We start from the raw sequence: 12,412 nt of genomic DNA on the forward strand, positions 1-12,412 counted from the left end.
AGGGAAAAGAGTTTGAAGTTGTTTAGCTGAATAAACTCAGTCTTCTTGGTGTAGCTTTGTGACTTCTTTGTGAAGCTTTGTGGTAAATGGTATTCAGGTTAAGGTGAAAGGCAAAGGTGAAAAGGCAAAAGTAAAAGGTGAATGAGTAACTGAGTAGATGAGACGGTGAGCACTGCGACTGTGTGATGGTAAAATAGTGGTGCTGAGTTCTTGGGGTGGTAGTTTGCGAGTTTGGCTTATTATGTTTTGAACTTGTAACTCGTAACTCGCGGCTCGTAACCTTCTAAAAAGTATAAACCAAAGCAAGTCCCTTTTGCTGGCCGGTTTTCCACGGGAAAATATCGAGGTTTTTAAGGTGCTGGCGATCCCATTTGTATTGGTGGGTAAGGTAGGTGAGTTCGGTGGAGATCATTCCGATTCCAGCCCCGACCATTACGTCGGAAGCCCAGTGTCCGCCTTTGGCAACACGCATAACTCCTGTGGCTGTAGCACAAGCGTAGGCGCCTATACTGTACCACGGACTTAATTCTCCATATTCGCGGTGCATCCATTGAGCTGCTGCAAATACTATTGAAGTGTGTCCTGAAGGCATAGAGCCGGATTCACCTGTTGGGCGTTTCACATCCAAAATGCTTTTTAAGCTTTTTGTAATAAGCGTTGTCAATATCATACTTTTGCCCAGGATCGCAGTTTGGTTACCAATGTTGTTTTTCCCTTTAATTCCAAACGCATTTAAAGAATACACTGCGGCAATTGGTGCAAAACGGAGATAATCGTCCAGGTCTCCGGTGTAGTTAAAATGTTCCCAGCGCCACTGGTCGATATCGTATTTCCAATCGGAAAAATGCAGGATCGTTCCTCCTGCAATCAGAATCGATGGAGCGATAAAAGGCTTAAACCCTCGTTTTTTATCCGCATAACGAAAATCAATCCGGTGAATGGAATCGTTGTGAAACGCAAAGCCGGAATTTATTTCAGTAGTCAGCAAAGAAACCCGTTCCGGATTTTTCTTATCAGACGCTATTCCTATTATGGAGAATAGTAGCAGTACAGCTACCAGGATATTTTTTATGAGTGTTGAATGATTTTGCACGTGGCAAAAATAGAAAAAGGATTTGCAAGGCAAAAGGAAAAAGTTTAAAGGCAAAAGTTAAGAAGCACCAAGACTGTGAGATTGTTGGAGATTGAAAGGCCGAGAAGGATGAAGGATTAAAGAGCGCTGAGCACTGAGATGGTGAGAGATTTGAAAAACTAGTAGCTAGTGACTAGTAGCTCGAAGCTGGAAACAAAAAAGCACCACCTCCAAAATTGAAGATAGTGCTTTAAAATCTATGGTGGTTTTGCTTAAGCCAGTGTGGTGACCATAACTGCTTTAATGGTGTGCATACGGTTTTCGGCTTCGTCGAATACCAGTGATGCTTCGCTCTCAAAAACTTCTTCGGTTACTTCCATTGCTTCCAGACCAAATTTTTGATAGATCTGCTCGCCAACTTTTGTGTCGCGGTTATGAAAGGCCGGTAGACAATGCAGGAATTTTACATCGGGATTGCCGGTGAGGTCCATAGCTTTTTTGTTTACCTGGTAAGGGAGTAGTAGTTTAATTCGTTCCTGCCATACTTCGTCGGGTTCACCCATCGACACCCAAACATCGGTATAAAGAAAATCACAGTCTTTAACGGCGGTGGATACATCTTCGGTAATAGTAATTTTGCCACCTGTTTGAGTGGCTATTTCGCGGCATTCAGCCTGTAATTCTTCCGAAGGCTGACAGGCCTTTGGAGCAGCTGCCCTGAAATCCATTCCCAGTTTGGCCGCGCCTACCATTAGCGAATTGCCCATGTTGTTTCGAGCATCGCCCAGGTAGCAGAATTTTATTTCCGATAAAGGTTTGTTGCTGTGTTCTTTCATGGTCAGGAAATCAGCCAGAATCTGCGTCGGATGAAATTCGTTGGTTAGTCCATTCCAGACCGGAACGCCGGCAAATTCTCCTAATTCCTCCACAATATCCTGTCCAAATCCACGGTATTCAATTCCGTCGTACATTCTTCCAAGTACGCGTGCTGTGTCTTTCATAGTTTCTTTTTGGCCAATTTGCGAACCCGAGGGGCCGAGATAAGTAACCTGCGCTCCCTGATCGTAAGCCGCTACTTCAAAAGCGCAACGGGTGCGGGTAGAGGCTTTTTCAAAGATCAGTGCAATGTTTTTACCTGAAAGTTGCGGTTTCTCAGTGCCTTCGTATTTTGCCTTTTTTAAACTTGCTGCTAAATCGAGCAGTTCATTTATTTCGTTGGGTGTAAAATCAAGTAGTTTAAGGAAGTTTCTGTTTTTTAAATTATTGGTCATTCTATTTTAGTATTTTATTTGGTTGCTGTTGATTCTAATTTGTTACTAGTTTTTTACTACAGAGCCGCACAGAGCCGCACAGAGAAAAAGGCAAAAGGAAAAAGTGTAAAGTCAAAAGTTATTAGCACAATTTATCAGTTTTTCAATTTAACAATCTCTAATCAATCTTTTCTTCATCGTCGTATTCCATTGTAATCTTCGATCCATAACTTTTGTCAGCCAGTTTTGTGGCTTCGGTGATGATACTTTTACTGCCGCCGTTTTTTATAAAATCGAGGCAGGCTTTAATTTTGGGCTCCATTGTTCCTTCAGCAAATGTACCATTTTCAAGATGCTTTAGCGTGTCAGCATAATTTAAAAATTCCAGTTTTTGCTGCGTTTCCTGTCCAAAGTCTTTATAAATAAAAGGTACGTCTGTGAGGATGTATAACTCGTCAGCATCGATATTTGTGGCCAGCATACCCGAAGCCCTGTCTTTATCGATTACCGCATCCAATGTGCGTACGTCGTTGTTCTCGTCGAAATAAACCGGAATGCCACCGCCTCCGGCAGCAATAACAATATTACCGTTTTCCAGTAGTTGCCGGATAATGTCTTTATTCAAAATATCAATGGGCATGGGCGAGGGGACAACTCTCCGGTAACCATCTTTGCTTTTTGATGTAGATTTAAATACCCAGCCTTTTTGTTTGGCCAGTCTGTCTGCTTCGGTTTTGCTGTAAACTTTCCCGATTCGTTTCGATGGATACTGAAAAGCCGGATCGTTGGCATCGATCTCCACCAGCGTAACCATGGAAATTACGTTTTTATCGATGCCGTGTTTGTTAAGCACATTGCGCATCATTCGCTCGATCATAAAACCGATACCGCCTTGTGAGTCGGCTACGCAAATATTAAGTGGCATAGGCGCAATACTGTAAAGTTGTTCACCGGCGTCGTTGCGCATTAATATATTCCCTACCTGCGGCCCGTTGCCGTGTGTGAGCACCAGCTCGTAACCTTCGCGAAGCAAAGGCACCAGGTTTTCAAGTGTGTCGGTTACATTTTTTTCCTGCTGAACGATGGTTCCTTCTTCGTTACCGCGCAGAATGGCGTTTCCGCCCAAAGCAACAACAGCTCTTTTCTTCATTGGTATAGTTAATTAGTAACCTGAAAATAGATCAGGCGCCTAACAAACATAGAAAAACAAAGCATAAAAAGAAATGTGTTATCGCTTGGTTTTGTGTTGGTTGTGCTATTTTACAACAGCTTTTTCCGATTGATTTATTAATTCGGAAAACAGGTGTAAGGTATTCTTTCGAATTGCAAGAAAAAGGCCTTTATTTATTAACACTTTTTTCTTGAAATGATAGCCGGAATTAGCAAGCAGGCATAACTTCTACCTGAGTTTTTTTAGTTAAATTTGCGGGCAATTTAACCCACATTATTCAGTTTATGCAGAATAATGTTCCTGTTTGGCGGTTAAAGTCGATTTTGTTGAATGATTTTTGGGATCTCAAAAATTGAAATGAAACTTAATCGTTATATTGGAAACTTGTTGTGAATAAAAATTCGGATTAAAAATAACTCCATGGCATTTAGAGCGAAAAAAAAGCCAGCAAAATCGAAAAATAAACGTACCAAAAAGAAGCGTACACCCCTCGTAAACAAGGAAAAACTGTATTTCCTGTTTGGGTTGTTCGTGCTTTTGGTGGCAGCTTACCTGCTAATTTCTTTTGTGTCGTTTTTATTTTACGGTGCAGCCGATCAAAGTATAATGGACTCGGGCTGGCGCGAATTCCTTTTTAACACCGAGGTGAAAGCTCAGAATAAAGGGATGAAACTGGGTGCTTATTTGTCGGAAGTTATTATGAATCGCGGATTCGGATTGGCGTCATTTGGTTTGGTGTATTTAATGGCCATTTCAGGTGCGCGTATTTTGGGCCGAAAAACAGGAAACTTCCTGAAAAGTGTTTGGTATAGCGTTCTCTGTATTATTTGGTTTTCGGTAGCGTTGGGTTTGTTTTTTAATAAAACCGATGCCGGATCGGCTATCTACTGGGGGGGGCATTATGGTTTTGTGCTTAGCAACTGGCTGCGCTCGCTGATCGGGATTGTTGGACTTGTATTCCTGTTATTTATTTCCGGACTGGCGATTGTTGTTGTGCGTTTCGACGGAGCTTTTAACATGCTGAAAAGTCTGTTAAAAAGGAAGTCAGGTGAAACAGCGCAGGAGGATGCCGATGTGGAAGAAGAGACCATTTCGAATGAAGAAGTTGATGGTGAAGAGGCAATAACAAAGGTTATTGAAGATGACGACGATGTGGTGAAAGCCATTTTTGAGTCGGATGACGATGATGATTTGCCGATTGAAGAACCGGAGGTTGAGATTGAAGATGAAATTGAAATAGAGCAGCCGGAAGAGGAGAGTGGGGATGATATTGAAGTGATTCCGGTGAAAAAAGAGGATGACCTGAATTTAACTGTCGCGCCAAAACACGAGGAAGAAGAGTCGGATGGCAAGGAGCCGGAGGAATTGGAAGACTATGATCCAACACTGGATTTGGCCAGTTTTAAATTCCCGACACTGGAATTGCTGGAAGACCATAAATTCGGGAATGCCGAAGTTAAAAATGAAGAGCTGGTAGCCAACAAAAATAAAATTGTTGAAACGCTACGTCATTATAAGATAGAGATTACGAAAATCCGTGCTACCATTGGGCCAACAATTACACTTTACGAAATTGTACCGGCGCCGGGAGTGCGTATCTCGAAGATTAAAAACCTGGAAGATGATATTGCCTTGAGTTTGGCAGCATTGGGTATTCGTATTATCGCTCCAATTCCGGGGCGCGGAACCATCGGTATTGAGGTGCCAAACCAAAATCCGGAAACGGTGTCGATGCACTCGATTATTCGCTCGAAGCGATTCCAGGAGAGCAAAGCAGAATTGCCGGTGGCTTTGGGAAAAACCATTTCGAACGAGACCTTTATGTTCGACCTGGTGAAAATGCCGCACATACTTGTCGCAGGTGCTACCGGACAAGGTAAATCGGTGGGTATTAACGTCATCATTACTTCGTTGTTGTACAAAAAACACCCGTCGCAACTAAAGTTTGTTTTTATCGACCCGAAAAAGGTGGAGTTGAATATTTATTCGGTACTGGAAAAGCATTACCTGGCAAAATTGCCTGATGCTGAAGAGCCGGTGATCACCGATATTCAGAAAGTAAAAAATACGCTGAATTCGATTAACGTGGAAATGGATGCACGTTACGATTTGTTGAAAGCGGCGCAGGCACGTAATATAAAAGAGTATAACAAGAAATTTATATCGCGCAGACTGAATCCTGAAAAGGGACACCGGTTTATGCCATACATTGTGGTGATCATCGATGAGTTTGCCGATCTGATTATGACCGCCGGAAAAGAGATTGAGTTGCCGATTGCAAGGATTGCACAGCTGGCAAGGGCTGTGGGAATTCATATGATTATTGCCACGCAGCGCCCATCAACCAATATTATTACCGGTGTAATTAAGGCTAACTTCCCGGCGCGTATTGCGTTTAAAGTAGCATCGATGATCGACTCGCGTACCATTCTCGATTCGCCGGGAGCGAACCAGCTTATCGGGCGTGGTGATATGCTTATTTCGCAGGGAAGTGAAATGACGCGTGTTCAGTGTGCTTTTGTCGATACGCCTGAGGTGGAAAATATTGTTGAGTTTATCGGCGATCAACGCGGGTATCCAACGGCATTTTTATTGCCTGAGTATGCCGGCGATGAGGAACCCGGACCGGGCGAAGTGGATTTGCGAAACCGCGATGAGTTGTTTGACGATGCAGCACGAGTAGTAGTAATGAACCAAATGGGATCGACATCGATGATCCAACGAAAATTCTCTATCGGTTATAACCGTGCGGGACGTTTGATGGATCAGTTGGAAGCTGCGGGTATAGTTGGCCCAAGCGAAGGAAGTAAAGCACGACAGGTTTTGCTTCAGGATGAATATAGTTTGGAACAGTTATTGAATGGTTTGTAAAATTAATTTTTGAGGGTGATACGGGATCGGGATTTATACATTGGGTAGAAAAATCGTAGCGTTTTCATTTTCTGACAAAGGAATAGAACAATAGTAAAATGATGAGAAGGATAGTATTGATGGTTGCGCTGGTGATGGTAGCAACATTAGGATGGTCGCAGAGCGATGCAAAGGCCAAACAAATTCTGGATGAGGTAAGTGCCAAAACCAAAGAAATTAAATCGATGTCGGCCAGTTTTGTGTTCTCGATGGTGAATGAAGAAATGGATATTGACGAAACCAACGCCGGTACCATAAAAATTAAAGGTCAGAAATATTGCGTGCAACTGCCCGATTTGGGAGTTGAAGTATTTTCGAATGGCGAAACCATCTGGAATTACATGAAAGACGGTAACCAGGTTACCATTTCGAATATTGATGATGAAAGCAGCGAACTGATGGATCCTTCGTCGTTGTTCAGTATTTACGAGCGCGGTTTCCGTTCGGAGTTTGTAGATGAAAAAACAGAAGGTGGAAAAACACTGTATCATATCAATCTTTTCCCTGATTCGGATACTTACGATGTAACAAAAATTGAAGTGGCTATTGATAAGGCTGAAATGATGATCCATTCGGCAACTTTATACAGTACCGATGGAAACTTGTACGGAATTCTGGTAAAAGAAATGGATACAAACGCCGGATTTGATGATTCGGAATTTGTTTTTAACGCTGCTAATTATAACGATGTAGAAGTTATCGACTTCAGATAACTAAAGTATATAAAAAAGAAAAAGCCTTGTTTCTATAAAGAAGCAAGGCTTTTTTTATGGTGATATACCGAATCACAATATCGAGTATCCAGCATCAAGGCAAAAGTTGAGAGCAGCTTTGCCGGGAGCAACAGTTGCAAGCTACAAGCCACTAGCCGCGAGTTTGTAGCCAGTATAAAGGCAAAAAGATATAAAGGATTTAGCACAGAGTTACACTGAGAAATTACAGAGTTCCGCCGAGAATTGGATAAAAGGTTATGAACTACAATTTTACAATTTATCAGTTAAAACAATTCTGTTGTGTCCAGCATCCAGTTTCCAGCAACGAGTATCCAGCATCCAGTAACGAGCATCCAGTATCCAGCATCCAGGTTTGTATACAAAAGAAAAAGCCTTGTTTCAATGAAGAAGCAAGGCTTTTTTTATGGAGTAAATCGTTGTTAACTTAATTCTTTTGGTTTCATAAATAACCTGTCGGCAGTTGATATTTCGATGAACGATGCACCGGCATCTTCACCAAAACGGCCACCTACATAAATTACCAAGTCATCCATGTTAATTGTTCCCTGGTTAACCAGTTCCTGAACAGCAGCTTTCTGGATCTTCATCTTGTTCTTTTTCGCTTCAAGGTACGAAGGATGAACACCAAAAGAAAGTGCCAGTTCACGCATTACTCGGTGTGAGTGACATTTTACAAAAACCGGGTAAAACGGACGGTGCGATGCCAGGTAACGACCTGTTTTTCCTGTAGTTGTTGATGTAATAATTGCATCGGGTTTTAACTCGCGTGCCATACGAATTGCCGATTGTGCCAGGTAAGCCGGAATATCAGCTTTTAATGGTACAAGCAATTCTCTGCGGTCGCGGTCAGGTTCAACCTCCTGAGCAATTTTAGCCATCGCTTTAACGGCTTCAACAGGATATTTTCCGTAGGCAGTTTCGCCACTTAACATTATTGCATCGGTTCCCATGTAAATCGCACTTGCCACGTCGCTAACTTCTGCACGTGTTGGTCTTGGGTGCTCAATCATGGTGTGCAGCATTTGAGTAGCAATAATAACCGGTTTTTGGTACAATATTGCACGACGAACCAGGTTACGTTGAATAGTTGGGATCTTCGATTCAGGAAGTTCAATACCCAAATCGCCACGAGCTACCATAATACCATAAGCGTGCTCTAATATCTCGTCGATATTATCAACACCCTCCATATTTTCGATTTTGGCAATAATTTTAATCGGGCTATTATGCTCATCAAGAATCTTTTGAACGTCGTTTACATCTTCTTTGTGACGAACAAATGAATGTGCAATAAAATCAAGATTGTTTTCTGCAGCAAAGCGAATAAAATCTACATCGCGTTCAGTTAACGATGGAAGTTTAATTTCTACGCCGGGTACGTTAATACTTTTACGCTTTTTAATAACGCCCGAGTTGCAAACTTTACACAATAAATATTGAATGTGTTTTTCAACCACTTCAAATTCAGTTTCGCCGTCATCCACAAGGATTTTGTTACCTACATTCAGGTCGTTTACAAAACCTTTGTAGTTAACGCAAATGTTTTTTACATCGTCCAGTACTCCGGTAGAGTACGACAATGTAACCAGTTCTCCTTCCTTAACTTCTGTGTCCGAAAGAGTTTGACATGTTCGTATTTCTGGGCCTTTCGTGTCAACAAGAATTGCAATTTTATCTGAAACCGCACGAATATTATCCACCATTACTTTCCCGCTTTCGGGAGTAATATGGGCGGTGTTAATACGGGCTACGTTTAGTCCCGCATCATAAAGTGACTGGATAAAATCTACATCACATCTTTGATCTGAAATTGTTGCAACAATTTTGGTCTGTCTCATTACTTCTAAATTTTAAGGGCGCAAAAGTACAATAAAACCCGATTTAACGGTTAAATTAAATTTAATGAATGATTAAATTTAATAGAGAGTATAGATTCATCATCAATTTACGAAACTTTGAATTGCCAATCGATACGATTCGAGGCCAAATCCCATAATACATCCTTTACATACCGGGCCGATAATTGATTTATGCCTGAAATCTTCGCGCGTAAGTGTATTTGAAATATGCACTTCAACAACGGGTGTTTTTATACCTGCAATTGCATCGCGAATGGCCACCGATGTGTGCGTATAGGCACCTGCATTTATGATTATTCCGTCGTAACTAAAACCATGCTCGTGTAACGAATTTATGAGTTCTCCCTCAACGTTTGATTGATAATAGGCAAGGTCTAAATCGGGAAAATCCTGTTTCAATTGTTCATAATAACTTTTAAAACTTTCTGTTCCATAAATCGACTTTTCCCTTATCCCAAGTAGGTTTAAGTTAGGTCCATTGATAATCAAGAGCTTCATTTCTTCGATTTTAATTTATTTTATAGTAACTTTATTCAAAATGCAACGTAATATTTTTTTGTTATAATAGTTCATCTATTTAACAGACGTACGTAGCATTTAATAAACAGACATAAAAGTAACCTTAATTTGCAATATTATGAAATGGGAGGAATGTAAAAAGGGATATGAGAATTACTTGAAGTTGGAGAAGTCATTATCGCAGAACTCGATAGCTGCATATATTAATGATATTAATAAGCTTGAAGATTTTTTTGACAAAAGCTTCAAAGGGGTACCCCCTGAAAAGGTAACATTGAGTCAGTTAAAAAGCTTTGTTGAATGGTTAAACGATAAAGGAGTTAGCCCGAGAACTCAGGCACGAACCATTTCCGGCATAAAATCTTTCTATAAATACCTGTTGATCGAAGAGAAAATAACCAGTGATCCGACTGCTTTGCTCGAGTCGCCAAAAATTGGTCGCAAACTTCCTGATATTTTGTCGATGGAAGAAATTGATATGCTAATTAATGCTATCGATCTGAAGAAATCAGAAGGGCAAAGAAATAAAGCTATGTTGGAAACCTTGTACAGTTGCGGATTACGCGTATCAGAACTTGTGAACCTGAAAATGACCAACCTGTTTTTTGAGCAGGGATTTATAAAAATTGAAGGAAAAGCAGGTAAAGAGCGATTGGTACCGGTTAGCGGACGGGCAATTGAAGAGATTAACAAATACCTGGGTAACTACAGAAAAAACTTGCGCGTGAATAAAGACAGCGAAAATATTCTGTTCTTGAACCGCCGAGGAAGAAAACTAAGCAGGGTAATGATTTTTACCATTATAAAAAACCTGGCCGCTAAGGTTAACTTAGATAAAAAGATCAGTCCGCATACTTTCCGTCACTCGTTTGCCACACACCTGATAAATGGTGGAGCAGATTTAAGAGCTGTACAGGAAATGTTAGGTCACGAGTCGATATTAACGACCGAGATTTATACACATCTCGATAAGGATTATCTGAAGTCAACAATCCATCAGTTTCATCCACGATCGTAATCAACAAAAGATTATAATAAAAGAGCGTTACATCTTTATTTGTAGCGCTTTTTTTATGTCTAAATTAAGACAAAAATACCTTCTTAAACGCAAAAATTCTATTGTTAAGCTAATGTTTAATCGGTGTGAAAAAATGGTCAAATGGGGGAGATCAACCCTGTCGATTGGAAAATTATGATATTTTTGTGTCCCGATTTAAGTAGACGAAAAATTGTATTATTAAGTTAATTATTAGGTAGTTATGGCAAATTTAGATTTAAGCAAGTACGGTATTGTAGACGTACAGGAAATTCTCCACAACCCTTCATACGAGAAACTTTATGAAGAAGAAATGAATCCAGCTTTAGAAGGATTCGAAAAAGGTCAGTTAACAGAGCTTGACGCTGTTAACGTAATGACAGGTGTTTTTACAGGTCGTTCACCTAAAGATAAATACATCGTTAAAGATGCAACCACTGAAGATACAATGTGGTGGACATCTCCAGAATCACCAAACGATAACAAACCAATTACTCAAGAAGTTTGGAACGATCTTAAAGCTACAACAACAAAAGAGCTTTCAGGAAAAAAATTATTCGTAGTTGACACTTTCTGTGGAGCTAACGAAGACACTCGTTTGAAAGTTCGTTTCATTATGGAAGTTGCATGGCAAGCTCACTTCGTGACTAACATGTTCCTTCGTCCAACTGCAGAAGAATTGGAAGCTTACGGCGAGCCTGATTTCGTTGTAATGAACGGTTCTAAAACCACTAACGAAAAATACAAAGAGCACGGCTTGAACTCAGAAGTGTACACTGTATTTAACCTGACTGAAAAAATGCAGGTAATTGGTGGTACATGGTACGGTGGCGAAATGAAAAAAGGTATGTTCGCAATGATGAACTACTACTTGCCACTTCGCGGTATTGCTTCAATGCACTGTTCGGCTAACGTTGGTAAAGAAGGTGACGTTGCTATCTTCTTCGGTCTTTCAGGTACAGGTAAAACAACTCTTTCAACTGATGCAAGCCGCCAGTTAATTGGTGACGACGAGCACGGTTGGGACGACGATGGTGTATTCAACTTCGAAGGTGGTTGTTACGCAAAAACTATCGACCTGGACAAAGATGCTGAGCCAGAAATTTTCGGTGCTATCAAACGTAACGCTCTTTTAGAGAACGTAACTGTTGATGCTGAAGGTAAAATTGATTTCACTGACGGTTCTACAACTCAGAACACTCGTGTATCTTACCCAATCAACCACATCGAAAACATCGCTGTACCATCAAAAGCTGGTCACGCGCAAAAAGTAATTTTCCTTTCTGCTGATGCATTTGGTGTATTGCCTCCGGTTTCAAAACTGACTCCAGAGCAAACTAAATATCACTTCTTATCAGGATTTACTGCAAAATTAGCAGGTACTGAGCGTGGTGTAACTGCTCCTCAGCCTACTTTCTCTGCATGTTTTGGTGCTGCATTCTTAACATTGCACCCAACAAAATATGCTCAGGAATTGGTGAAAAAAATGGAAGAGCACGGAGCTGAAGCTTACTTAGTAAACACTGGATGGAACGGTACTGGTAAACGTATCTCTATTAAAGATACTCGTGGTATTATCAACGCTATCCTTGATGGTTCTATCGAGAAAGCTGAAACTAAAACTATTCCGGTATTTAACCTGGAAGTACCTACAGCATTGCCAGGAGTTGATACTAACATTCTTGACCCACGCGACACTTACGCTGACGTTAAAGAATGGGAAGATAAAGCTCAAGATCTTGGTGGCCGCTTTGTTAAAAACTTCGTTAAATATACTGATAACGAAGAAGGTAAAGCATTGGTTGCTGCTGGTCCACAAGTTGACTAATTCAGATCAATCTTTATATATTCAAAACCTTCT

General features: G+C 40.8%; 9 protein-coding genes. 4 read left to right on the plus strand and 5 right to left on the minus strand.

The genetic code is table 11. The annotated features are described in order from the left end of the window. Window positions 1–283: 283 nt before the first annotated feature. The 3 genes from QZ576_RS06495 to QZ576_RS06505 all read right to left on the minus strand — a co-directional run bounded on the left by QZ576_RS06495 (window position 284) and on the right by QZ576_RS06505 (window position 3,472). Window positions 284–1,126 (minus strand): phosphatase PAP2 family protein, encoded by an 843-nt coding sequence (locus tag QZ576_RS06495; protein ID WP_297095281.1) that lies wholly within the window; start codon window positions 1,124–1,126, stop codon window positions 284–286. A 218-nt stretch (window positions 1,127–1,344) separates the two neighbouring features. Beyond that, window positions 1,345–2,343, minus strand: coding sequence for an ornithine carbamoyltransferase (argF, locus tag QZ576_RS06500; protein ID WP_297095283.1), 999 nt, complete (start codon window positions 2,341–2,343; stop codon window positions 1,345–1,347). A gap of 157 nt (window positions 2,344–2,500) precedes the next feature. After that, on the minus strand, window positions 2,501–3,472 hold the full coding sequence (locus tag QZ576_RS06505; protein WP_297095285.1) for a carbamate kinase: 972 nt from the start codon (window positions 3,470–3,472) through the stop codon (window positions 2,501–2,503). Window positions 3,473–3,913: 441 nt separating this feature from the next. On the opposite strand from QZ576_RS06505, the gene QZ576_RS06510 reads away from it, so the two are divergent. Together QZ576_RS06510 and QZ576_RS06515 are read left to right on the plus strand one after the other, a co-directional pair. Beyond that, on the plus strand, window positions 3,914–6,364 hold the full coding sequence (locus QZ576_RS06510) for a DNA translocase FtsK 4TM domain-containing protein (protein ID WP_297095287.1): 2,451 nt from the start codon (window positions 3,914–3,916) through the stop codon (window positions 6,362–6,364). A 98-nt stretch (window positions 6,365–6,462) separates the two neighbouring features. Then, window positions 6,463–7,116: an outer membrane lipoprotein carrier protein LolA gene (locus QZ576_RS06515; RefSeq protein ID WP_297095290.1), complete on the plus strand. Its 654-nt coding sequence runs from the start codon at window positions 6,463–6,465 to the stop codon at window positions 7,114–7,116. Between the two features lie 440 nt (window positions 7,117–7,556). On the opposite strand, the gene pyk is transcribed toward QZ576_RS06515, so the two are convergent. Both pyk and aroQ read right to left on the minus strand, forming a co-directional pair. Further along, window positions 7,557–8,975 carry a pyruvate kinase gene (gene pyk / locus QZ576_RS06520; RefSeq protein WP_297095292.1) on the minus strand — a complete coding sequence of 473 codons (1,419 nt, stop codon included), beginning with the start codon at window positions 8,973–8,975 and terminating at the stop codon, window positions 7,557–7,559. 102 nt (window positions 8,976–9,077) lie between these two features. After that, complete coding sequence (gene aroQ, locus QZ576_RS06525) at window positions 9,078–9,494, minus strand: type II 3-dehydroquinate dehydratase (protein WP_297095294.1); 417 nt, start codon at window positions 9,492–9,494, stop codon at window positions 9,078–9,080. 139 nt (window positions 9,495–9,633) lie between these two features. Here aroQ and xerD point away from each other — a divergent pair, with 139 nt between their 5' ends. Both xerD and pckA read left to right on the plus strand, forming a co-directional pair. Beyond that, the gene (xerD, locus tag QZ576_RS06530) at window positions 9,634–10,533 is read left to right on the plus strand and encodes a site-specific tyrosine recombinase XerD (RefSeq protein WP_297095296.1); all 900 of its coding nucleotides are present in this window, start codon (window positions 9,634–9,636) and stop codon (window positions 10,531–10,533) included. A 241-nt stretch (window positions 10,534–10,774) separates the two neighbouring features. Next, a complete protein-coding gene (pckA, locus tag QZ576_RS06535; protein ID WP_297095297.1) occupies window positions 10,775–12,379 on the plus strand; it encodes a phosphoenolpyruvate carboxykinase (ATP) in 1,605 nt (534 codons plus the stop codon). The last annotated feature ends 33 nt before the right edge of the window (window positions 12,380–12,412 follow it).

Source organism: uncultured Draconibacterium sp., from assembly GCF_913060805.1.
In the GTDB taxonomy this organism is placed as follows: Bacteria; Bacteroidota; Bacteroidia; order Bacteroidales; family Prolixibacteraceae; genus Draconibacterium.